Genomic DNA, 22,657 nt, shown 5'->3' with positions numbered 1-22,657 from the left:
TCAATTTAATGATTTGAACAGAAACACAAATCAAATGCCAATCGATATGTTGCCGTCAGAAGCAATGTATTTGGCCAACTTTAATAATTCTATCGAGAACCTGATACCTGGGTATCAAACGTTGACTGTTTCTGGTCGTGGAATGCTTGGCTATTCTTTGCATACCAACGATATTAGCGGTGGTGACGGTCAGATGTTCATTGGGGCTAATCTTCCAGCTCGAGAAATTACAGTCGAATATGTATTGGACGCAAAAACGCCAGAACAATTTATTGAGAAGTTGGACAGTTTAACCAATTTGCTACTTGATAAACAGTTCTGGTTTTCTTTTAAAGACGATGAAGAATGGAGTTATCAAGGAACTGTCAGTTCTTTTGAAGCTCCTGAAAAAGGCCAACTATTGGCTAAGGGTTCGTTCACAATTACGTGTTCGGACCCTTTCAAGTATTCATCCGTTGAAACATCAACAGGTAGCAAAACAATTAATGCTAAGGCAAGAATTGAAGAGATTGAATTCACGCCTAACGCTACTGTCGGACGGTTTAGTATTACTAACGATTATGGCCAAGAAATGATTATTGACGGGACGGTCAACGTTCGAGACACAATCGTCATTAGACCGCACTTACCACAGATTTTATTAAACGGAACTAATCATGCAGAATGGTTCGGCTATGCGTCGGACATTGAAAATTTTGAAATGACCAACAACATTAAAGCTAGTGTTGATGGAAGTTTTCTCATCAAATACAGGAGGTTTAGGCTATGAATTTATTTCTTATTGATAAAAACGAGAACGTTATCGGAGTTGTTCCCGATAATAAAATCATAGATTTAAGCCAGTCCCTTGAGATTAACCAAGCGGATGTTCTAAACGGAACAATCACACTTGATAAGTCTTTGAATTTAGATGACGTTCGATACTTTGCCGTTCCTGATCGTGATAATAAACATAACTTGTGGATGTACCGTAAAACCGTTGTCAAAGTCAATAATGATGACATTACTATCCAAGGTGTTAACGCTTTCTACGATGATTTAAAAGCCTATGGATACATTAAAGATAAACGGCCAAATAACATCAACGCTGAGCAAGCCGTTCATTTAATCTTAGGAAATACTCGATGGAACGTCGACTTTGTCGATACTGCTTTGAATTCAAGTACTGCTGAAGTTCATGACACAAACTTCTACTATTTAACTTATCTTGATGCTATCAAAAAAATTGAAGATGAATGGACAGTTGAAATTCAGCCGTTTATTAACATTGAGGGTAACAAGATTACCAGAAAATACGTTAATCTTTATTGGCAGATGGGCGGTAACAATGGTCAACGTTTCGTGTATGGAAAAAGTGCTTTGGAGATTGTCAAAGAGTCAAACGATACGGATGTTTACACAGCCTTAATCGGTCGTGGTTCTGGTATCGCTGAGCAAGATGATGAAGGCAATGACACTGGCGGTTATAGCCGTAAGATTACCTTTGCTGACGTTGAATGGTCTAAAGCTAAAGGCGACCCAATGGATAAACCACTTGGGCAAGAATGGATAGAGTGGCCACAAGCTACCAAAGAATTCGGATATTCGGACGGTACGCCTAGATTTGGTATTGTCGAATTTGAAAATGAAGAAGACCCAGCTAATCTTTTAAAAGAAACTTGGGAAAGTTTGAAGAAGTCTGCAATTCCTTCTGTGCAATTTAGCGCAACAGTTGGAGATGTAGGCTTTTTGAATTTGGGCGAAACTGTTGCAATTGTCCGCTATGATTTAGACATTAAGTATCAAACTCGTGTCGTAGCTATTGACTGGAACAGAAAGAATGAAAAAGCTTCCAAGATTACGTTGGGAGATAAACTTGTTCAGTCTGCAGCTGATAGATACCGCAGCGTTCAATCTGCCGCTTATAAGGCTAGAGATGTTGCAGATCAAGCTAGTAACCAAGCTAACTTCGCAATCGATAATAGTGGAACTACTATCCAATGGGGTTCTAATGAGCCAGCGCACCCGAAAGAAGGGGACATCTGGTACGACAAGCAACCCGACGGAACCGTAGTAATGAAGAAGTATGAAAACGGTCAATGGATAATTTTAATTGATGATACTACTGGCGAGCAGATTAAGAATAAAGTTGAACAAGCTGAAGAGGACGTTAAACAACTAAGAACTGATACAGATAATGCTCAAGCTACAATCAATAGTCGATTGAACGCAAACGACGTTAACATTGCTAATTTCAATGACAAGCTCATTGAAAATGATAAAAAGATTAGTAATTTAAATTCAGATGTTGATACAGCTAATAAGAATGCTGTAAACCTACAAAACCAAGTAAATGAAGTAGACAGTAAAGCAAACAACATTAAAAATACTGCTGATAGTGCAATTACAATTGCAAATGATGCTAAAAATGGACTACTTACTAAAGTTGATAGCTCATATTTCCACAGTTCAATTCAACAAGTCGACAATGCCATTCAGACTAAAGTAAGCAGTACAGACTTCAATACAAGAGTTACTCAGTTAGATAATGCCATTCAAACTAAGGTAAATAGTGACACTTTTTATTCAGAAATCACTCAACTAAGTAACGGCATTTCTTCCACTGTGTCTAAAATTGACAATCTTCAAGTTGGTGGGACAAATCTATTACCACATTCAAAAACTTGGGAAGGTTGGAATTCAATTGCTGATGCCTATGTAGATTGGGGCGTTATGTATAAGGACTTCCCATCTGCTCATGTCTATAATGATTGGGCAAGATTAGAGTTGACTAATCCAAGTTTAGAATTGCAATGGAACTGTCAGTATACGGCTAGTGTTTGGGTTCGTGGTTTATCTGAAGGCGATATCAATATTGGATACTACGATCCATACAATGGTGGGTTCGCAATAGTTTCTACTCATGTTTATACGTATTGGACACAAATTCATTTAACATTTACAGCGAAAAAACCAGAGTATCCAAATGGAAACAGAAGAGATTGGGAAGCTTTTGGAAATTGGGGAAATGTTAGTGGCTCTGTTTATTTTGCAGCTCCAAAGTTAGAAGCTGGAAATGTTGTTACTGATTGGTCGCCTAGCCCAAATGATTTAGCTACTCAAAGCCAAATTACTCAACTAAGTGACAGCATTCAAACAAAGGTTAGTAATGCTGAATACGAGAGTAAAATTACTCAATTGGCTAATGGCATTCAAAGTAATGTTAATCAAATAAATAGCCTTAGTGTTGGTGGTACTAACTTACTAAAAAACACAAAAACATTTGCTAACACTATTGTAAATAGTTCTTTTTCAGGTGCAGGAATTGAAACAAACTCCAACAATCAGTTCAAAGATTTTACAACAACTTGGGCCTTGGGATTGTATTCTAGTTTACAATTTCCAGTTGATGAAAAACTATTAGAAGCTGGTAAAACATACACTGTTAGTGCATGGCTAAGAGGAAGCGGAGAAGCTGATTGTGACATTAGATTTTATAGTCCTAGAAGTTGGGCTATGATTACCAATCACTTAACTACTGAATGGAAAAGGTATCACGTAACTTTTGTTGCTGGAGATAACATAAATCCGAACGGGTTGAGATGTGATATTGAGCAAGCAATCGATTCATCAATAGCATTGTATGTAGCTGGAATAAAGTTGGAAGAAGGGAACATGGCTACTGATTGGTCACCAGCTCCAGAAGACTTGGCAACTAGTTCACAGATTACTCAGTTAAACGACAGTATTAACACTAAAGTTGGTAACTCCGAATATGAAAGTAAAATCACCCAGTTAGCTAACGGAATTCAATCAAACGTTAATAATATCAACGGATTACGTGATAATACTAATTCACAAATCACTCAGTTGAATAATAGTATTAATACTAAAGTTTCAAGCGCTGACTTCTATAGTCGTACTAATCAGCTTGCTGATGGAATAAGTTCAACTGTTGCTAAAGTCGATGGACTTCAAGTTGGTGGGACGAATCTTTTGCCACATTCCAGAGATTGGCAAGGATGGAACTCTGTAGGTAATGCTTATGTTGACTGGGATATTATGTATGAAAACTTTCCATCTGCCCATGTATATGCTGAAGATTGGTCTAGATTTGAATTGAGTAACCCTGCTGGGTTGCAATGGTATTGTCCTTATACTGCTAGTGTCTGGGTTCGTGGTTTATCTGAGGGCGATATCAATATTGGATACTATGATCCATACAATGGTGGGTTATCGGTAGTGGCAACACATGTTTATGCTTATTGGACAAAGATAAAGATTACTTTTAACGCACAGCCCCCAACATATCCTCACGGTAATCGTAGAGATTGGGAAGCGTGGGGTAATTTTAATAACGTTACAGGTAGTGTTTACTTCGCAGCTCCTAAGTTAGAAGCTGGAACGTTTGCCACTGCATGGTCTCCAGCACCTGAAGATATGGCAACCCAAAGTCAAATTACGCAATTGTCAGACAATATTAATATGCGTGTTCAAAAGAACGATATAATCAATCAAATTAATATTAGCAATGAAGGTGTCCTAATTGATGGAAGACGAACTCATATAACTGGTCAAACAGTTATTGATAATGCAGCAATCAAAGATGCCAATATCGATAATCTCAGTGCAAGTAAATTGACTGCTGGTGTGATTGACTGTCGCCAAATCGACGTTATGAATATTGCTGGTTATCAAATTATGTCCAACCAAATTACAGCTGATAAAATGGCTGCTAATTCTATCATGGTAGGGCTTAACAATAGCCTAACTGGAATGCATATCTACCCTAATGGATTGACTATTAGTGAGAATGGGAAAAACGTTCTTCAATTTAATAAAACAGGAATTAGGGTATCTGATCCAGATAATAATGAAGAAGTTGGATGGATTCATGCAAATAGCATGGTAAATGCTAACTGGTTTAATGGCTTACAATTTGATCTTGACCCTCTTGGAGATTACATGGGTTGGGGAGTATACAATGACAATACTAAACTTTATGATTTGAAAATTGCATACTACAAAAATGCTTTTGCAACCCACGAAGCTGATTCATTTGTTTCAAGTGCAAATGTTAATGTATTCAATTCAGTCAGAACTGGCAAGCTTGAAACTTTAGGAAAAGGTATTTTGAATTTTCAGAACGCAAAGGTCAATGGTGGAGAAGATGCAATTGCATTAAGAGCAGCATGGGGAAGCGGATGCGGTTTTTATATTGCTGGTGATCATGTTTACGTAAAAACTGCTGTTGGAACTTACGATTTAGATGCAGTAATTCACAGTATTGGAAGAAACCAAACTTGGAACTAAGGAGAAATTCATATGCAAATTAAATTAAAAAAAGGGAACATTCAACAAACGATTACTTTTATTAGAAATATTAATCTAAGTGGTGGAAAAACTAATCGTGCTAGATTTAGAGCTTTAAAATTGCTAGACAAAAAAGCACAAGAAGTAAATGAAGAACGAATGGAAATAGCTAAAAGCTATGCCAAGCTTGACCAATCAGGGGAACCAATTATCTTGCAAAATGGTAATTTAGACATTGAGCAAGAGAAGTTGATTCCCTTTTCTAATGCACAAAATGCAATGTTTGAAGAAGACTCAGCCTTAACAGTTGATGATTACAAAGACCAATTCCAAACATTGTACGAAGCATTACTTAATTACAACGATAATCTACAAGGCGATAACTTGATTGCTTACGGGACACTAATTGACGTACTAGAAGATGCAGGATTTAGAGAAGGAGAATAACTATGTTAAAAACAAACAAATCAATTCAATTAAACGGAAGTAGTGACTTTGACGGACAATCAGCAATGATTTTCTCTGCAAATGTTAAAAGCGATGGTAACGCTAGTTTGAATGCAACTATTGTCAATCAAAAACTTTACGACGCAAATAAAACAGATGTTCAAAAAGACCTTTCAGAGTTTAACATCAAGGCCTTTTCTTTATCTGATGAAGTTGACGCACCTACGGGAACAAGTAAAGAAGGCTAGCTAATGCACTCACAAACTTTTTTGCACATGTATATAAGTTCACTGGATAAGGGCTTTGGCTCAACAATGTTTCAACTGTTAATTGGAGTAGTTGTCCTAGACGTCATTTTAGGCACAGCTCGTGGCGTTTCACTTAAAAAAGTGAACTCTACTATTTCAGTTAATGGCCTCGCTAAACACGCGATGATTGTTATTGTTCCGATGTTTTTGTATCCCTACATCGATTTAATGGGATATGGATATTTCGGCGATACGATTATCGCTTTTTTAGTACTCTCACAAGGACAAAGTCTATTAGAAAACTGGATTGCAATTGGTTTGCCTTTTCGGCCAGAATGGCGACAATTCTTTGACGAAAAGAAAATTGAGCAGAAAATGCGACCAGGTTCTATCCACACGGATGATCCAGTCCCCGACGAAAACGAAAAGAAGCTATAAAGTTTATGAACAATCTAATTAGTTTGATTTTAACCATAATAATTTTTGTAGCTTTATCACTAATAGCCATTTCAATTGGCTATCCTATTAATTTATAAGGAGATTTAAAATGGCAGAATTAGAGTTCCCAATCATTGTTGACCTTGCTAAATTTCAACGATCAGACTTAGAGTTTTTCCAATATTTAAAGGACCACGGATGTAAAGGGGTAATTGTTCAGCTTACCGCCGGGACAGATGGCTATCCTTATTCACAAAACCCACGTGCGGCCGAACAAATTAACAATGCTCATGCTGTGGGCTTACCAGTCCACGCATATCATTATTGCTACTCAAGTACTTACGAAGGCATGTTGCTTGAAGCTCAAAACTTTATCACTCAATTTACTTTGATGGGACTAGACAAAGAAAACTGTTTCGCCTTCCTTGATGAAGAAGATGAGACTTATAACTCATACAACGCAACGGATGATTGCAACGTTTGGCTTAAGGCAGTTAGAGCTGCTGGGATTAAGAACGTGGGTACTTATTCGATGGCCAGTTGGTTCACATCTGGACGTATTATCCACGCGAACTTGTATTCTAGTTTCATTTGGCCAGCAAGTTACGGAACATCACAACCTAATGTCGATGACGCTAACATGTGGCAGTGGACTGATGACTGGTACGGAGTTGACGCTAGTTATGACTTCCATTCAGCACTAATCGGTAACTCATCCGTTGATTATTCAGACAAGCCAGAAGTTACACTTCCAACTACTGAAGAACAACCACATGTTGAGTGGACGCCTGTTCAATACAAAATCAAACAAGATGACACCTTAACTAAAATCTCACAACTTACTGGAGATAGTATCGCAACAATCATCGCTAATAACCCTGACCAATTCCCTAATGGTGTTGACTCAGTTATTTATGCTGGTAACGTGCTACTAGTTAATGATCGTGGCATTGACTTTGGCGAAACTTCATTAACTGAATGCAAGTATGTAGTCCAAGATGGCGATACGCTTTGGGGAATGTCTGAAGACTCAGATAAGGTTGGCGACCGTCCAGATACTATCGTGGCTAACAACCCTGATGTATTCCATGGAGATATGAATACAACCATCTATCCAAACCAAGTAATTCTTTACTACCGTTAAAGACTTATTAATCTAGAAAGGAGATGATTAAAGTGGCTAAATGCAAGAAAAAAGGAAAAGGCAAGGGCGGTAAATAGCATTTTTAGCTAGCCGTGCTATAATCTAAAATACATTAGCATTTACTGGTGCTGATGAAAAAATATATACGATACGAAAAAGCTCACTACCTTTAATTGGTGGTGGGCTTTTTTGTTTTGCGCTTTTTTTAATTAAACTAATGCTTACCAAGACTAGATTAATATACGCAGTTTTTAGTTACATAGAAACCTACTATACAATGGAAGAAACTAAAAGCTTGTTTTATAATTTTTTTGCACTAATTTTGCACTTGATAGCTACTATCGTTGTTATATCAATACTTTCAAATCCTGTATCCTCCTTTAAAAATTATTTTCTGTATACCATAATTTATCAATTATGGTATACTCAATATGTTATAAAATAACGAAACTACTCTTTTCCAGCAAGGAGGTCCCAAATGGGGGCCTTTTTTGTTTGCAAAAAAATAAACCTGAATTTTAATTAATTCAGGTTTATTTTTTAATATTCATAAGTTTTAACTTGTTTCTTTAACTCAGTGAAATCAGTGTCAGGATACTTATTTTGTAGAGCTTGGAATAACATATATTTAGCAAAGTTACCATTTCGCGCCATAATTGGTCCGTGAAAATATGTTCCAACGGTATTTTTGTGAACGGCACCTTCAGTACCATCTTCACCATTGTTACCGTAACCTTGCAATACTTTTCCAAGGGGATGTTCATCTTCACCTAAGAATGTAATTCCTTGATGATTTTCAAAACCATGGTATTTATTACCAGTCTTTTCGTTTTGAATCACAACGTCACCAATAAAACGATGATCTTGTTGTTGTTCCGTATAGTGATTCATGGCTTCAATTCCTGGCAATTTTTGTCCTTTAGCATCCACATAATACTTACCAAGCATTTGGTAGCCACCACAAACGGCTACCATGGGCTTATTAGCTTCAATAAACTTAATTAATTCATCCTTTTTGGTCTGAATATCTTCAGCCACGACCGTTTGTTCAAAATCTTGGCCACCACCAAAAACGACAAAATCATAATCATCCGCTTTAAAGTCTTCTTCTAAAGAAACGATATCAGCGGTAACCTCAACTCCAATTTGGTTAGCGTAAAATTGAAGGGCTAAAATATTACCAATATCACCATAAGTGTTCATTAAATCACCATAAAGATGAGCTACTCTAATACTCATTGTCATTATTTTTGGCCTCCCTTGATGTAACCACGCTTAGCTAGAATTGCTCTAATTTCCATCATTGCCGTGTAGGTAGCTAGAATGTAGACCTTTTTGGTGGGCATCTTTTGAATGTCATCAACGACTTTTTCTAAGTCAGGTTGGATGATATGTTTATCATCAGGAACTCCAGCAACTTTAAGTCGGAAAGTGATATCTTTATACCGTGATCCACCAGTTTCAAACTGCTGAATGTTCATCTTAGGTAATCGTTCAAATTCACCATCCCAAATCCAACTTGTATCGATTCCGTCGGCGTAATTAGCGTTTAACAAAGCCATAAACGAAAATGGATCAGGTTCGGTTGCCAATAAATCGATTACTTGATTAGTCCCAACTGGGTTTTTAACTAAAATAATTGTGACATCTTTATCACCAACATGAAGTTCTTCTTGACGCCCAAAAATCCGTTCGTTAGCAGCAAAGGCATGTTTAATTTGGTCAGGGGAAACTTCAAATTCACGACCCACAGCATAAGCTGCCAAGGCATTATAAATATTGTAAGTTCCACCAACACTAATTTGATATTGGTGGCCATCAATGGCAAATTTTGATTCAACTGGGGTTTGATTTTCCACACTAGTAACTTTGTATTTTAATTCTGGACGATGATAGCCACAGTTAGGGCAGAAGTAATCGCCTAAGTTAGCATAAATTAAATAACGATAATGTAAAATGTGGTGACAAATTGGACAAAGAATACCATCAGTATTAGCATGAGCTTTAAAGTTCCCAGTTGCTGGTTGATTTTCAAAACCATAGTAAATTTGCGGATTAGGTAATTCAACCGAATTAAAAATTGGTTCATCACCATTAGCAACGATTGTAGCGTCTGGAGCTAATTCAATTCCGTCAAGAATTTTTTGATAAGTGGTATAAATTTCACCGTAACGATCAAGTTGATCTCGAAAAATATTAGTTAAAACAAACATCTTTGGTTTAACTTGTTCTACAATCAATTGAACGTTGGCTTCATCAACTTCAAGGACGGCAATTGGCTTTTGTCCGTTTCGTGGTTGTTTTGCTTCCAAAAAAGTAGATACGATTCCTTGAATCATGTTGGAACCACTTTTGTTAGTTAGAATTTCGTCATATTTTTCTTTTAATACCTGCACAATTAATGCAGTGGTCAAAGTTTTACCGTTAGTTCCACTCACGATAATTACATCGTAGTTTTTCCCAAGTTCGGTTAAAACATCGGGGTCAATTTTAGTGGTGATTTTTCCAGGTAGAGAACTACCACCGCCCATAAAGGTATGCAAAAACCAGTATGAAGATTTTCCCGCTAGAGTTGCAATATCACTCTTAAAAGTCATTAACGCTCACATCCTTAATTTAAAATATTTTGTAATCCAGTACTTTTGATTTTAGCATAAAACGGGCTACTAAACTAAAATTAGTAACATCTTTATTTACGTTACATTAACAATTCTAAATTCCGAATGCAGAAAAGCGAAAAATTAGCTATAATGAAAATGAGAGTATTTTATAGAAAAAGGTGATATTTTGGCACAACTTTTCTTTCGTTATGGCGCCATGAATAGTGGAAAGTCATTTGAAATTATTAAGGTAGCACATAACTATGAGGAACAAGGTAAGCAAGTTATTCTAATGACCAGTGCTTTAGATACACGTGAAAAGGCCGGGACCATTGCTTCAAGAATTGGATTAGAACGCGAGGCAATCGCCATTGAACCGAATGCAAATGCCATGCAATTGGTCCAAAACCGCTTAAATGAAATTCAGGGCCGCGTGAGCTGCATTTTAATTGATGAGGCCCAATTCTTAGAAAAACACCATATTCAAGAATTAGCCCAAGTAGTCGATGATTTGAATATTCCGGTGATGGCCTTTGGTCTAAAAAACGATTTTCAAAATCAGTTGTTTGAAGGTTCAAAATATCTTTTAATTTATGCCGATAAGTTAGAGGAAATGAAGACGATTTGTTGGTTTTGTGAAAAGAAAGCAACCATGAATCTTCGTTTTCATGAAGGAAAACCCGTTTATGAAGGTGAACAAGTAGTAATGGGCGGTAATGAATCTTACTATCCCGTTTGTCGAAAACACTATAATCACCCACCGAAATAATTTATTAGAAAGAGGAGTAAAATGGCCGATAATAAAATGGATCAGATTTTTGATAAATTACAATCAGTATCTGATCGCTACGAAGAAGTTAGTGAATTAATCAGTGATCCTGAAGTTATTTCCGATACCAAGCGCTTCATGAAATTATCTAAAGAAGAAGGTAATTTACGAGAAACGGTTGATACCTATAAGCAATATCGAGAAGTGACTGAATCACTCAATGATGATCAAGAAATGTTGAAAGAAAAGCTTGATGATGATATGAATGAAATGGTAAAGGCTGAAATCGCTGATTTAGAAGCACAAAAAACTGAACTGGAAGAAAAATTAAAAATCATGTTGATTCCCAAAGATCCTAATGATGATAAAAATATTATCATGGAAATTCATGGAGCTGCTGGTGGGGATGAAGCTAGCTTGTTTGCTGGTGACTTATACAACATGTACGTTAAGTATGCCGAAACCCAAGGGTGGACAGTGCAAATCATTGATGAAGTTCCTACCGAAGTCGGGGGTTTCAAGCAAATTGTCTTGATGATTAATGGTGACAACGTTTATTCAAAACTTAAATTTGAAAATGGAGCCCATCGAGTTCAACGGGTACCAGAAACGGAATCAGCTGGACGAGTCCATACTTCAACTGCCACAGTTGGGATAATGCCAGAAGAAGAAGATGTTGACATTACCATTGACCCTTCCGATATTCGGACCGATGTGTACCGTTCTTCAGGTGCTGGGGGACAACATATTAACAAAACGTCATCAGCAGTGCGGATGACCCACTTGCCAACTGGAATTGTGGTTGCCATGCAAGATGAACGATCCCAACAACAAAACCGGGTTAAAGCGATGAACGTTTTGAAAGCTCGAGTTTACGATTTTTACAAACAAAAAGAAGAAGATCAATATAATGCGCAACGTAAGTCTGCGGTGGGAACGGGTGACCGTTCTGAACGAATTCGGACGTATAATTACCCTCAAAACCGGGTAACTGATCATCGAATTGGTTTGACTTTAAATAAATTAGACAAGGTAATGGCCGGTGATTTAGGTGAAATTATTGATGCATTGATTGTTTCAGATCAAGCAGAAAAAATGGAGCACTTAAATGACAACGAAGCTTAAACCGGATGTCACATTCTTTGAAGCCCTGAAATGGGCTTCTTTGTGTCTTAAAGGGAAAAATATCGAAGCCGATGAAGGTCAATTTTTATTGTTAAACCAAATGCACTGGAATTTAACCACTTTACTGGGTAATTATCGAACTAAAATGCCTAGTGAGGTCCGTGAGCAATTTGAAACGAATGTTAACCGATTAATTAGTGGGGAACCTGCTCAGTACATTATTGGACAAACTTACTTTTATGGCTATCCGCTGCGTGTCAATCAAAACGTCTTAATTCCGCGTCCAGAAACTGAAGAGTTAGTGGAATGGATTTTACATGATTATCCGAACCGACCACTACAAGTGTTAGACGTTGGAACTGGTAGTGGGGCGATTGCAATTGCGTTAAAAAAGCAACGCCCCCAATGGCAAGTTACGGCCTCAGACATTTCGGCAGATGCTTTAAAAGTCGCTCAAGAGAATGCCCAATTAAATGATGTTGAAATTAATTTTGTAGAAAGTGACTTACTGGCAAAATTTACTGATGAAACATTTGATGTAATCGTTTCAAATCCACCGTATATTGCCCATGATGAAACAAAGTTAATGGATCAAGATGTGCTGGATTATGAACCAAAGTTAGCTCTATTTGCTAAACACGATGGCTTATTCATTTATGAACAATTAGCTGTCAGTGTTGCTAATTATCTGACTGAAAAAGGAGTCCTTTATCTTGAAATTGGATTTCAACAGGGACAAGCAGTGACCGAGTTGCTGGCTAGTCAGCATGCAACTGCTCAAGTTATTTTGCACCAGGATTTAGCCGGACATGATCGGATGATTAAAATGAAGTTAAAGGAGAGTAAATAATGGAAACAAAAATATTTACACCTGATCAAATTGATCAAGCGGCAGCAGAAATTAAGCGAGGAAATTTGGTTTCATTTCCGACCGAAACAGTTTATGGATTAGGCGCAGATGCTACAAATGTGACAGCCGTTGAAAAAGTTTATAAAGCTAAGGGGCGTCCGAGTGATAATCCCTTAATTGTCCATGTGGCTGATGTCGCTACAGTGGAAAAATACGCTTTACCATTAGATGAAAAAACGCAAAAGTTAATTAAGGCTTTTTGGCCAGGTCCTTTGACGATCATTTTAAACCTCAAGCCGAATGCATTATCCAAAAAAGTAACGGGTGGCCTAGATACAGCTGCGTTTAGAAATCCAGATAAGCAAGCGACCATTGCTTTAATTAAACAAGCGGGAGTTCCATTAGTTGGGCCATCTGCCAATACTTCTGGAAAACCTAGTCCGACTTTAGCCGAACACGTTTACCATGATTTGCACGGTAAAATCGCTGGAATCTTAGATGCGGGTGCAACCGAAGTGGGAGTTGAATCAACTGTGATTGATATGTCAGCTAAAACGCCTGCCATTCTGCGGCCTGGGGCAGTGACTCAAGCACAAATTGAAACGGTAATTGGCAAAGTCGATGACTCCGAAAAAAAAGTCGGGAAAAATGATATTCCTAAGGCCCCTGGAATGAAATACACCCATTATTCTCCCAATGCTGATGTACAAATTGTTGATGCAACACGAGATTGGGAAAAAGTAGCTAATTGGACTAAATTGCAAAAAGAGATGGTGGGAATTTTAGCAACCGATGAGGTAATTACTAGTCATGTCTGGCCTGATAACACAGTTACATTTAGCTTAGGAACCGACATCAATTCAGCTAGTCACTTGCTTTTTGCCGGCTTACGTCAGTTCGATTTAAATCCAGCTATCAAGACGATTTTAGTTCAAGGATTTACTGCTGATGGACTGGGGGAAGCCTACATGAATCGCTTAAGTAAATCTGCTGGTCAAAAACATTTTGACCAAGTATAATTAGGCCAAGCAATTTTGCTAAATTATTCCAGTTTAAAAGTGAGGTAAACTAATTATGAGTTATGACTATTTAAAAGATGATCCTGAGTTATGGGATGCCATTGCCGACGAAAAGCAGCGGCAGGAAACCACGATTGAATTAATTGCATCCGAAAACATTGTTTCTAATGCAGTTCGGGCTGCTCAAGGTTCTGTATTAACCAATAAGTACGCTGAAGGTTATCCTGGTCACCGTTATTATGGTGGTTGTGAAGACGTTGATGTGGTGGAAAATTTGGCCATTAATCGGGCCAAGGAATTATTTGGTGCTGAATACGTCAATGTGCAACCTCACTCTGGATCACAAGCTAACGAAGCAGCCTATGCAGCCTTCTTAAAACCCGGTGACGTGATTTTAGGAATGGATTTAAATGCTGGTGGGCATTTGACTCACGGTGCAAAAGTTAGCTTCTCTGGTAAAATTTATAAATCATACTCATATGGTTTAAATCATGAAACAGAATTACTTGATTACGATGAAATCAGAAAAATCGCTCAAGAAGTTCATCCTAAAATGATTGTAGCGGGAGCCTCTGCTTACAGTCGAATCATTGACTGGAATGAATTTCGTAAAATTGCTGACGAAGTAGGCGCTTATTTAATGGTTGATATGGCTCACATCGCAGGACTAGTAGCAACTGGGTTACATCCAAGTCCAGTGGGAATTGCGGATGTTGTGACCACTACCACGCATAAAACCCTTCGGGGCCCACGTGGAGGAATGATTTTATCGCAAACAGAAAATGCGAAGAAATTAAATTCAGCGGTGTTTCCACGTTCCCAAGGTGGACCACTGGAACACGTCATTGCTGGAAAAGCTGCCACTTTTTATGAAGATTTACAACCAGAATTCAAAACTTACTCAAAGCAAGTGGTTAAAAATGCACAAGCCATGGCTGATGAATTTGAAAAATCAGCTCACATTCGGGTAGTTTCTGGTGGAACTGATAACCATTTAATGACGATTGACTTAACTGAGACGAAATTAAATGGTAAAGAAGCGCAAAACTTATTAGATTCCGTAAAAATTACAACTAACAAAGAAGCCTTACCAAATGAACAATTAAGTCCCTTTATCACTAGTGGGGTACGAATTGGAACTCCAGCAATTACATCACGGGGCTTTGATGAAGCAGACTCCCGAAAAGTTGCCGATTTAATTATTAAAGCAATTGAAAATTACGATAATCAAGCAGTTTTAGCTGAGGTAAAAACTGAAGTTGAAGCCATGTGTGCTACTCACCCAATTACTCGATAAAACACAGGAATGTGGTAAAATAAGAGTAAATAAAAGGGGAGTGTGTTTAGTATGGGTAAATTTCAGGTTATGGATCATCCTTTGATTCAACACAAATTAAGTATTATTAGAAATAAGGATACTGCGACAAATGAATTTCGTGAAGTGGTGAACGAAATTGCCAATTTAATGGCGTTTGAAGTTACTCGTGATATGTCTTTAGAAGATGTGGATATTGAAACTCCAATGGGTGTTGCACATGCTAAGCAATTAGCTGGTAAAAAAGTTGCGATTGTCCCAATTCTTCGTGCCGGAATCGGAATGGTTGATGGAATTTTGGATTTACTTCCTAGTGCCCGAGTTGGTCATATCGGAATGTTTCGTGATGAAAAAACCCTTGAACCGCATGAATATTTTTGTAAATTACCTTCAGATATTAGTGAACGAGAAGTGTTAGTCGTTGACCCAATGCTTGCAACTGGTGGCTCAGCTATCATGGCAATTGATGCTTTGAAAAAGCGTGGTGCTAAAAACATTAAGTTTGTTTGTTTAGTATCTGCTCCAGAAGGAGTTAAAGCGCTTGAAGCAGCCCATCCAGATATCGATATCTATGCAGCAGCTTTAGATGATAAACTCGAAAATGGCTACATTGTTCCAGGTCTCGGTGATGCCGGTGATCGTTTATTTGGGACTAAATAATTAAAATTAAGTAGAAGTCAGATGACTTCTGCTTTTTTGTTTTTCAAATAAATATTAAGAAATGGAGTATTTGCCTTTGAATTATAATTAAGACAGTGGTAAAATTCTAGTGAATTTTAGATTGTGATTTTCTTAATTACTTTCTAAAATGGGTGGTAAGTTACTGCATCTATTTTCCTTACCGTTCACTAAAATGAAAGGAAAAAAGAGGTGATATATTGTGGACAAGACTCGTACTTTCCAATTGATGGGGTTAACCTTTAATGTTGGAAATATGATTTCTGGTATTGTTGTGGCTTTAATTGTTTTCGGTTTAGTTTTTTATTGTTCGCGAAAAATTCAGTTAAAACCAAAGGGAAAACAAAATTTCTTAGAGTATATGATTGACTTTACTAACGGAATTATTAAGTCTACAATGCCAAGTGGTTCAACCAAGGACTACGGGCTTTGGGCATTTACGCTCTTCTACTTCATCTTAATTTCTAATCTTTTGGGATTGTTTTTACACATTGAAGTTGGCGGAGTAGTCTATGTTAAAAGCCCGACTGCAGACCCAATTGTTGCAATGTCATTTGCGTTAATGTCATTGTTGCTTGCACAATATTCAAGTGTTAAGAAGTTAGGTTACAAGAAACATTTTGAAACCTATATGCAACCAATTTCATACTTGTTACCAATTAACTTGATGGAAGAATTGACGAATTTCTTAACTTTGGGGATTCGGGTGTACGGTAATATTTTTGCTGGTGAACTATTAGCAGGATTAATTGCTAAAATGGCCTTTTCTGGTGGGGTTGGTATGATTCTTGTATCAGCTCCCTTAGAATTAGCTTGGCAAGGATTTTCAATCTTCATTGGTTGTATCCAAGCCTATGTTTTTGTAACTTTATCATGTGTATATGTTGCTCACAAACTAGTTGTTGAGGAATAAAAAATAGGAGGATTTACTCATGGGTCTTATTGCAGCAGGAATCGCTATGTGTGGTGCCGCTATCGGTGCCGGTATCGGTGATGGAATTTTGATTTCTAAAATGCTTGAAGGTATGGCACGCCAACCAGAATTATCAAACACTTTAAGAACTAACATGTTCATTGGGGTTGCTTTGATTGAAGTTATGCCTATCTTAGCCTTCGTTATTGCTATGTTAGTAATGAACAAGTAGTAACATTTTTCTACTTTCGAAAAAGGAGGTGTCAATAGATGTTTACACATTTAATTGTCGGAGCTGAATTTAACATTGGTGATGCATTATTCTATGCTATTTTATTTCTTATTTTAATGTTTGCCATCAAAGTTGTAGCTTGGAAACCAGTTACGAAAATGATGCAAGATCGTGCTGATAAAATTTCAGACGATATTGATACAGCAGAAAAAGCAAGAAATAAAGCAGTTGCATTAGAAAAACAACGCCAAGAAGCACTTGCTAATTCGCAAGAAGAAGCTGGTGAAATCATTAACAAAGCTCAACAAACAGGTGACAAGCGTCGTGATACAATTATCGAAGAAGCACGTTCAGATGCTCAATCGCTGAAAGAAAAAGCTCAAGCAGATATTGAACAACAAAAGAAAGATGCGCTTGCTGATTCTAAAAATGACGTAGCAGATTTATCTATTGAAATTGCTTCCAAAATCATTAAGAAGAGTTTAAATGCTGATGATCAAAAGGCATTAATCGATTCTTATATTGAAGGGTTGGGTAATAATGAGTCTAACTAAGCTTGATGTTGCCAAACGTTATTCAAAGGCGCTATACGAAGCTTTAGAAAGTGATAACGAGATTGCTACCGCTAAAGCTGAATTGAATACGCTTCAAGCAGTACTTCAAGCAGATCCGGAATTAGGAATTGCATTAAGTGGAGTTGCTTTGAATAGTAAGCAAAAAGCATCATTATTAAATCCTTTGGTTGCTGGTGTTTCTTCACCATTCGTGAAGAATTTGATTAACATGTTATTCGAATATCATCGGATTAATGATTTGGATGCAGTCATTGATGAATTTAATAATCTATATAATGAAAAACATGGGATTGTAAAAGCAGAAGCAACTACTGCAATCCCACTAAGCGATACTGAAAAAGATAATTTAGCTAAGTCATTCGGTCAACGAATTAACGCTAAACAAGTTGAATTGTCTACAAAAACTAATCCAGATATCATCGGTGGTGTAATTCTTAGATCATCGGACGTGGTGTTTGATGGTAGTATTCGTACTAAAATTGAACAAGTTAAGCGGTTATTATTAAAATAATGATATCTTTCAATAAAGAGGTGAAACTTTTATGAGCATTAAGGCTGAAGAAATCAGTGCTCTAATTAGAAAACAATTAGAAGGCTATAAAGATGACCTTACTGTAGACGAGACTGGTATTGTTACATATCTTGGTGATGGTGTTGCTCGTGCTTATGGTCTTGATAACGCCTTATCTGGTGAATTACTTGAATTCCAAAACGGAGTTTACGGAATGGTGCAAAACCTGGAAACTAACAACGTTGGGATCGTTATCTTGGGTGATTATACTGGAATTCGTGAAGGCGATACGGTTAAACGGACTGGACGAATCATGGAAGTTCCTGTCGGTGATGCAATGGTTGGACGGGTTGTAAATGCCTTAGGTCAACCAATTGATGGTAAAGGAGATATCGATACCACTCAAACTGCACCAATCGAACACAAAGCTCCCGGGATTATGCAACGTCAATCAGTTGATCAACCACTTCAAACTGGAATCAAAGCAATTGATGCTTTAGTTCCAATTGGTCGTGGTCAACGGGAATTAATTATCGGGGACCGTAAGACCGGTAAAACATCAATTGCAATTGATACCATCTTGAACCAAAAAGATCAAGATATGATTTGTATCTACGTTGCCATTGGTCAAAAAGACTCAACTGTTTTGCAACAAGTTGATACTTTAAATAAATTTGGAGCAATGGATTACACAATTGTGGTTTCCGCAGGTCCTTCAGAACCAGCTCCATTGTTATACGTGGCTCCTTATGCTGGTGCAACAATGGGTGAATACTTCATGAATAAGGGTAAGTCGGTTTTAATCGTCTTTGATGATTTAACCAAACAAGCCAATGCTTATCGTGAACTTTCCTTGATTTTGAGACGTCCTCCTGGTCGTGAAGCTTATCCTGGTGATATTTTCTACACCCATTCACGTTTGCTAGAACGGGCCGCTAAATTAAGTGACAAACTTGGTGGTGGTTCAATGACTGCCTTACCAATTGTTGAAACGCTTGCGGGAGATGTTTCCGCTTATATTCCAACTAATGTAATTTCAATTACTGATGGTCAAATTTTCTTGAATGCCGACATGTTTTATGCTGGTGATCGTCCGGCTGTTGATGCTGGTACTTCAGTATCTCGGGTTGGTGGGGATGCTCAAATTCCTGCCATGAAGAAAGTTGCCGGTACGTTGCGGATTGACTTAGCTTCTTATCACGAACTTGAATCATTTGCGCAATTTGGTTCAGATCTTGATGAAGCAACTAAGTCTAAGTTGGATCGTGGTGCTAGAACCGTTGAAGTTTTAAAACAAAAACTTCATGATCCAATTTCCGTTGAAAAACAAGTTCTAATCCTTTACTGTTTGACCCATGGTTACTTGGACAAATTACCAGTTGACGATGTTTTAAGATACCAAGCTGAAATCTTTAGTTATTTTGATGATTCACATGCTGATTTATTAAAACAAATTAAAGATACCGGTAAATTACCGGAACAAGCTGACATGGATCAAGCAATTGAAGAATTTGCAAATATTTTCCAACCATCAGTTAAAGATGACGAAGCTAAATAACTTGAAGGGAGGTCATAGTCATGGTTGAATCAATGAATGAAGTTAAGCATCGAATTGCATCAACAAAAAGTACTCGTAAAATCACGGAAGCAATGGAGATGGTTCAAACTGTAAAGTTAAATCAAATCCAAGGTCAAACGAGAACTTATGACCAATATGTTTCTAAGATTAAGTCAGTCGTGATGCATCTTGCTAGCACTCATATGTTAGACAACCAAAAACCTTCAAGTGCTGATAGTAGTAAAAAATCTAAGACCGCATATTTAGTGATTACTTCAGATCGCGGAATGGTGGGAAGTTACAATAGTAATGCAATTCGGGGAACTAATCGTTTCATCGAAAAACATACCCCTAACAAGGATGATTATTTAATTTTAGCCGTCGGGGGAAATGGAGCTGATTTCTATAAAAAGAATGGAGCCGATGTAGCTTACGAATATCGAGGTGTTTCTGATATTCCAAAATTTAGTGAAGTGAAGGGAATTGTAAAAGCAATTAGCCAAATGTATGAAGATGGCGTCTTTACGGAACTATATGTTTGTTCAAATCACTTCGTAAACCGGATTCGTTCTGATTTTAAAGCACAAAAATTATTTCCAATGGACCGTGAAGCTGTGGAAGAAAGTATGGATGGGGCAAATGGTGCCGGATCAACTGTTAAGACGCAAGTTTTATCAGCTGAATATGACGTCGAACCTTCAGAAAAAGAAGTGTTAGAAGCGATTTTGCCACAATATGCTGAAAGCTTGGTTTATGGAGCTATCTTAGATGCAAAAACCGCTGAGCATTCTTCAAGCTCAATGGCAATGAAAGCTGCTACAGATAATGCTGGAGATTTAATTTCAAGCTTGGAATTAAAATACAATAGAGCTAGACAAGCTGCTATTACTACTGAAATCACTGAAATTACTGGTGGTCAGGAAGCATTGAATCACTAAAGAGGAGGAATTAACGCATAATGAGTACTGGTAAAGTTGTACAAGTTATTGGACCAGTTGTCGACGTTGAGTTTCCCTTAGATAGTGACTTACCAAAAATCAACGACGCTCTTAAAGTTAAAAAAGGTGAAAACGACGTCTTAGTTACGGAAGTTGCCCTTGAATTAGGTGATGGAGTGGTTAGAACGATTGCCATGGACGGAACTGATGGTTTACGTCGTGGTATGGAAGTTGAAAATACAGGAAATCCAATTGAAGTTCCTGTTGGTAATGACACTCTAGGTCGAGTATTTAACGTTTTAGGTGAAACCATTGATGGCGGACCACAATTTGGTCCAGATGCCGAACGATGGGGAATTCATCGTCAAGCACCAAAGTTTGATGAAATTAATCCATCAACGGAAGTGCTTGAAACTGGGATCAAAGTTATTGATTTACTTGCCCCTTATATTCGAGGTGGTAAAGTTGGATTATTCGGTGGTGCCGGAGTTGGTAAAACCGTTTTAATCCAAGAATTGATTCATAATATTGCCCAAGGACACAATGGGATTTCAGTCTTTACTGGAGTTGGGGAAAGAACCCGTGAAGGTAATGATATGTACTTCGAAATGAAAGGCTCCGGAGTATTGAAACAAACTGCCATGGTGTATGGACAAATGAACGAGCCACCTGGTGCTCGAATGCGGGTCGCATTAACTGGATTAACGTTAGCTGAATACTTCCGTGATGAAGAAGGTAAAGATGTGTTATTGTTCATTGATAACATCTTCCGATTCACGCAAGCCGGGACTGAAGTTTCCGCTTTGTTAGGTCGGATTCCATCTGCCGTAGGTTACCAACCTACGCTTGCTACTGAAATGGGACAACTTCAAGAACGAATTACATCAACTAAAAAGGGTGCAATCACTTCAATTCAAGCTGTTTATGTTCCAGCCGATGATTATACCGATCCTGCTCCTGCAACGACCTTCGCCCATTTGGACGCAACCACTAACTTGGAACGTTCATTAACGCAACAAGGTATTTATCCAGCCGTTGATCCGTTAGCTTCAACTTCATCGGCCTTGGATCCTAACATTGTTGGTGACGAACACTTTAAAGTAGCTAGTGAAGTACAACATGAATTACAAAGATATCGTGAACTTCAAGATATTATTTCAATCTTAGGGATGGATGAATTATCAGACGAAGAAAAGACCATTGTTGGCCGTGCTCGTCGGATTCAATTCTTCTTATCACAACCTTTCTCTGTTGCAGAAACGTTTACTGGAGTTCCCGGTAAATACGTCCCTGTTAAAGATACTGTGGCTGGATTTAAGGGTATTTTAGAAGGTAAGTACGATGAAATACCTGAAGATTTCTTCAGAAACTGTGGTCCAATTGAAGATGTCGTTGCTAAATACAACGAATCTAAACAAGGAGCCAACAAATAAGGAGGGTTCTAATTGGCTGATAATAGTTCAGTGTTAACCGTTAGTATCGTTACTCCTGATGGTGAAGTATATTCAAATGAGAAATGTTCACTTGCAGTTGTGCAAACACAGTCAGGTGAATTAGGTATTATGGCTAATCACATTCCGGTGATTGCTTCTTTAAAAATTGGTTCTGCACAAATTAAGTCTAATGATAATTCGGATATTTTAGCCGTGAATGGTGGATTTGCTGAATTTTCTAATAATGAGCTAACCATCGTGGCTGATAGTGCTGAACTTAAAAGTAAGATTGATGTTGCTCGGGCAGAAAATGCGAAAGAGCGTGCGCAAGAGCATCTTAAAGAAGCTAACGAAAATCATGATACTGATTCAATGAAACGTGCTGAAGTTGCCCTACGAAGAGCGATTAACCGTATTGATATTTCAGAACATTAGTTTATTTTTTTAGCAAATCATACTGATTAATTGATAGTTTAATCAATAATTCTAAACGAAAGCGACTAAATTCAAATTGAATTTAGTCGCTTTTTGCTTGTTAAATTAATTTATTAAGAATGAGTTAAACCATTGGT

22 protein-coding genes are annotated in these 22,657 nt (G+C 37.6%); 20 read left to right on the top strand and 2 right to left on the bottom strand.

Going from position 1 to position 22,657, the window contains the following annotated elements; all coding sequences use genetic code 11:
* The first annotated feature begins 34 nt into the window (after positions 1-34).
* The 6 genes from ACEPSS_RS07690 to ACEPSS_RS07665 all read left to right on the top strand — a co-directional run bounded on the left by ACEPSS_RS07690 (position 35) and on the right by ACEPSS_RS07665 (position 7,569).
* Positions 35-769 carry a distal tail protein Dit gene (locus tag ACEPSS_RS07690; protein WP_395320534.1) on the top strand — a complete coding sequence of 245 codons (735 nt, stop codon included), beginning with the start codon at positions 35-37 and terminating at the stop codon, positions 767-769.
* Positions 766-5,292: a phage tail spike protein gene (locus ACEPSS_RS07685; protein WP_395318869.1), complete on the top strand. Its 4,527-nt coding sequence runs from the start codon at positions 766-768 to the stop codon at positions 5,290-5,292. Before ACEPSS_RS07690 ends, ACEPSS_RS07685 begins: the two co-directional genes overlap by 4 nt.
* 12 nt (positions 5,293-5,304) lie before the next feature.
* Positions 5,305-5,739 carry a hypothetical protein gene (locus ACEPSS_RS07680; protein ID WP_395318867.1) on the top strand — a complete coding sequence of 145 codons (435 nt, stop codon included), beginning with the start codon at positions 5,305-5,307 and terminating at the stop codon, positions 5,737-5,739.
* A 2-nt stretch (positions 5,740-5,741) separates the two neighbouring features.
* Positions 5,742-5,987, top strand: a complete 246-nt coding sequence (locus ACEPSS_RS07675) for a hypothetical protein (protein ID WP_395318865.1) — start codon at positions 5,742-5,744, stop codon at positions 5,985-5,987.
* A gap of 3 nt (positions 5,988-5,990) precedes the next feature.
* Positions 5,991-6,425, top strand: a complete 435-nt coding sequence (locus tag ACEPSS_RS07670; RefSeq protein ID WP_395318863.1) for a phage holin family protein — start codon at positions 5,991-5,993, stop codon at positions 6,423-6,425.
* A gap of 109 nt (positions 6,426-6,534) precedes the next feature.
* Positions 6,535-7,569, top strand: coding sequence for a GH25 family lysozyme (locus ACEPSS_RS07665; protein ID WP_395318861.1), 1,035 nt, complete (start codon positions 6,535-6,537; stop codon positions 7,567-7,569).
* 540 nt (positions 7,570-8,109) lie between these two features.
* On the opposite strand, the gene ACEPSS_RS07660 is transcribed toward ACEPSS_RS07665, so the two are convergent.
* On the bottom strand, positions 8,110-8,814 hold the full coding sequence (locus tag ACEPSS_RS07660; protein ID WP_395318859.1) for a type 1 glutamine amidotransferase: 705 nt from the start codon (positions 8,812-8,814) through the stop codon (positions 8,110-8,112).
* Positions 8,814-10,166, bottom strand: coding sequence for a MurT ligase domain-containing protein (locus ACEPSS_RS07655; RefSeq protein WP_395318857.1), 1,353 nt, complete (start codon positions 10,164-10,166; stop codon positions 8,814-8,816). The genes ACEPSS_RS07660 and ACEPSS_RS07655 overlap by 1 nt, the downstream gene beginning before the upstream one ends.
* A 220-nt stretch (positions 10,167-10,386) precedes the next feature.
* Between ACEPSS_RS07655 and ACEPSS_RS07650 the strand changes: the two genes are divergently transcribed.
* The 14 genes from ACEPSS_RS07650 (at position 10,387) to ACEPSS_RS07585 (ending at position 22,520) form a co-directional block, all read left to right on the top strand.
* The gene (locus ACEPSS_RS07650; protein WP_395320532.1) at positions 10,387-10,938 is read left to right on the top strand and encodes a thymidine kinase; all 552 of its coding nucleotides are present in this window, start codon (positions 10,387-10,389) and stop codon (positions 10,936-10,938) included.
* 36 nt (positions 10,939-10,974) lie between these two features.
* On the top strand, positions 10,975-12,063 hold the full coding sequence (prfA, locus tag ACEPSS_RS07645) for a peptide chain release factor 1 (protein ID WP_395320530.1): 1,089 nt from the start codon (positions 10,975-10,977) through the stop codon (positions 12,061-12,063).
* Positions 12,047-12,913, top strand: a complete 867-nt coding sequence (gene prmC / locus ACEPSS_RS07640) for a peptide chain release factor N(5)-glutamine methyltransferase (RefSeq protein ID WP_395318855.1) — start codon at positions 12,047-12,049, stop codon at positions 12,911-12,913. The genes prfA and prmC overlap by 17 nt, the downstream gene beginning before the upstream one ends.
* Complete coding sequence (locus tag ACEPSS_RS07635) at positions 12,913-13,932, top strand: L-threonylcarbamoyladenylate synthase (RefSeq protein ID WP_395318853.1); 1,020 nt, start codon at positions 12,913-12,915, stop codon at positions 13,930-13,932. The genes prmC and ACEPSS_RS07635 overlap by 1 nt, the downstream gene beginning before the upstream one ends.
* Before the next feature lie 55 nt (positions 13,933-13,987).
* A complete protein-coding gene (gene glyA / locus ACEPSS_RS07630; RefSeq protein WP_395318851.1) occupies positions 13,988-15,229 on the top strand; it encodes a serine hydroxymethyltransferase in 1,242 nt (413 codons plus the stop codon).
* 51 nt (positions 15,230-15,280) lie between these two features.
* Positions 15,281-15,907 (top strand): uracil phosphoribosyltransferase, encoded by a 627-nt coding sequence (gene upp / locus ACEPSS_RS07625; RefSeq protein ID WP_395318849.1) that lies wholly within the window; start codon positions 15,281-15,283, stop codon positions 15,905-15,907.
* Positions 15,908-16,127: 220 nt separating this feature from the next.
* Positions 16,128-16,838: a F0F1 ATP synthase subunit A gene (gene atpB, locus ACEPSS_RS07620; protein WP_395318847.1), complete on the top strand. Its 711-nt coding sequence runs from the start codon at positions 16,128-16,130 to the stop codon at positions 16,836-16,838.
* Between the two features lie 19 nt (positions 16,839-16,857).
* On the top strand, positions 16,858-17,070 hold the full coding sequence (gene atpE, locus ACEPSS_RS07615) for a F0F1 ATP synthase subunit C (RefSeq protein ID WP_014082203.1): 213 nt from the start codon (positions 16,858-16,860) through the stop codon (positions 17,068-17,070).
* A gap of 38 nt (positions 17,071-17,108) precedes the next feature.
* Positions 17,109-17,624 (top strand): F0F1 ATP synthase subunit B, encoded by a 516-nt coding sequence (atpF, locus tag ACEPSS_RS07610; RefSeq protein WP_395318845.1) that lies wholly within the window; start codon positions 17,109-17,111, stop codon positions 17,622-17,624.
* Positions 17,611-18,156, top strand: a complete 546-nt coding sequence (atpH, locus tag ACEPSS_RS07605; protein WP_395318843.1) for an ATP synthase F1 subunit delta — start codon at positions 17,611-17,613, stop codon at positions 18,154-18,156. The genes atpF and atpH overlap by 14 nt, the downstream gene beginning before the upstream one ends.
* 31 nt (positions 18,157-18,187) lie before the next feature.
* The gene (gene atpA / locus ACEPSS_RS07600) at positions 18,188-19,714 is read left to right on the top strand and encodes a F0F1 ATP synthase subunit alpha (RefSeq protein WP_395318841.1); all 1,527 of its coding nucleotides are present in this window, start codon (positions 18,188-18,190) and stop codon (positions 19,712-19,714) included.
* A gap of 20 nt (positions 19,715-19,734) precedes the next feature.
* Entirely contained in the window at positions 19,735-20,652 is a 918-nt protein-coding gene (locus ACEPSS_RS07595; RefSeq protein ID WP_395318839.1) for a F0F1 ATP synthase subunit gamma, read from the top strand.
* Positions 20,653-20,672: 20 nt separating this feature from the next.
* Positions 20,673-22,085: a F0F1 ATP synthase subunit beta gene (atpD, locus tag ACEPSS_RS07590; protein ID WP_395318837.1), complete on the top strand. Its 1,413-nt coding sequence runs from the start codon at positions 20,673-20,675 to the stop codon at positions 22,083-22,085.
* 12 nt (positions 22,086-22,097) lie between these two features.
* Positions 22,098-22,520 carry a F0F1 ATP synthase subunit epsilon gene (locus ACEPSS_RS07585; RefSeq protein WP_395318835.1) on the top strand — a complete coding sequence of 141 codons (423 nt, stop codon included), beginning with the start codon at positions 22,098-22,100 and terminating at the stop codon, positions 22,518-22,520.
* Positions 22,521-22,657 lie beyond the last annotated feature (137 nt).

It is taken from the genome of Fructilactobacillus frigidiflavus (genome assembly GCF_044054575.1).
GTDB lineage: Bacteria > Bacillota > Bacilli > Lactobacillales > Lactobacillaceae > Fructilactobacillus > Fructilactobacillus frigidiflavus.
Note: the sequence above shows the minus strand (reverse complement) of the source record. Positions and strands in the feature narration are given on the sequence as shown.

Excerpts from the sequence above, each read along its gene's own strand:
- ACEPSS_RS07690 (WP_395320534.1), top strand. The coding sequence starts at position 35 with ATGCCAATCGATATGTTGCCGTCAGAAGCAATGTATTTGGCCAACTTT.
- atpA (WP_395318841.1), top strand. The coding sequence starts at position 18,188 with ATGAGCATTAAGGCTGAAGAAATCAGTGCTCTAATTAGAAAACAATTA.
- glyA (WP_395318851.1), top strand. The coding sequence starts at position 13,988 with ATGAGTTATGACTATTTAAAAGATGATCCTGAGTTATGGGATGCCATT.
- ACEPSS_RS07670 (WP_395318863.1), top strand. The coding sequence starts at position 5,991 with ATGCACTCACAAACTTTTTTGCACATGTATATAAGTTCACTGGATAAG.
- ACEPSS_RS07665 (WP_395318861.1), top strand. The coding sequence starts at position 6,535 with ATGGCAGAATTAGAGTTCCCAATCATTGTTGACCTTGCTAAATTTCAA.
- ACEPSS_RS07650 (WP_395320532.1), top strand. The coding sequence starts at position 10,387 with ATGAATAGTGGAAAGTCATTTGAAATTATTAAGGTAGCACATAACTAT.
- ACEPSS_RS07685 (WP_395318869.1), top strand. The coding sequence starts at position 766 with ATGAATTTATTTCTTATTGATAAAAACGAGAACGTTATCGGAGTTGTT.
- upp (WP_395318849.1), top strand. The coding sequence starts at position 15,281 with ATGGGTAAATTTCAGGTTATGGATCATCCTTTGATTCAACACAAATTA.
- prmC (WP_395318855.1), top strand. The coding sequence starts at position 12,047 with ATGACAACGAAGCTTAAACCGGATGTCACATTCTTTGAAGCCCTGAAA.
- atpD (WP_395318837.1), top strand. The coding sequence starts at position 20,673 with ATGAGTACTGGTAAAGTTGTACAAGTTATTGGACCAGTTGTCGACGTT.
- atpF (WP_395318845.1), top strand. The coding sequence starts at position 17,109 with ATGTTTACACATTTAATTGTCGGAGCTGAATTTAACATTGGTGATGCA.
- ACEPSS_RS07595 (WP_395318839.1), top strand. The coding sequence starts at position 19,735 with ATGGTTGAATCAATGAATGAAGTTAAGCATCGAATTGCATCAACAAAA.
- ACEPSS_RS07655 (WP_395318857.1), bottom strand. The coding sequence starts at position 10,166 with ATGACTTTTAAGAGTGATATTGCAACTCTAGCGGGAAAATCTTCATAC.
- atpH (WP_395318843.1), top strand. The coding sequence starts at position 17,611 with ATGAGTCTAACTAAGCTTGATGTTGCCAAACGTTATTCAAAGGCGCTA.
- prfA (WP_395320530.1), top strand. The coding sequence starts at position 10,975 with ATGGATCAGATTTTTGATAAATTACAATCAGTATCTGATCGCTACGAA.
- atpE (WP_014082203.1), top strand. The coding sequence starts at position 16,858 with ATGGGTCTTATTGCAGCAGGAATCGCTATGTGTGGTGCCGCTATCGGT.
- ACEPSS_RS07635 (WP_395318853.1), top strand. The coding sequence starts at position 12,913 with ATGGAAACAAAAATATTTACACCTGATCAAATTGATCAAGCGGCAGCA.
- ACEPSS_RS07675 (WP_395318865.1), top strand. The coding sequence starts at position 5,742 with ATGTTAAAAACAAACAAATCAATTCAATTAAACGGAAGTAGTGACTTT.
- ACEPSS_RS07660 (WP_395318859.1), bottom strand. The coding sequence starts at position 8,814 with ATGACAATGAGTATTAGAGTAGCTCATCTTTATGGTGATTTAATGAAC.
- ACEPSS_RS07680 (WP_395318867.1), top strand. The coding sequence starts at position 5,305 with ATGCAAATTAAATTAAAAAAAGGGAACATTCAACAAACGATTACTTTT.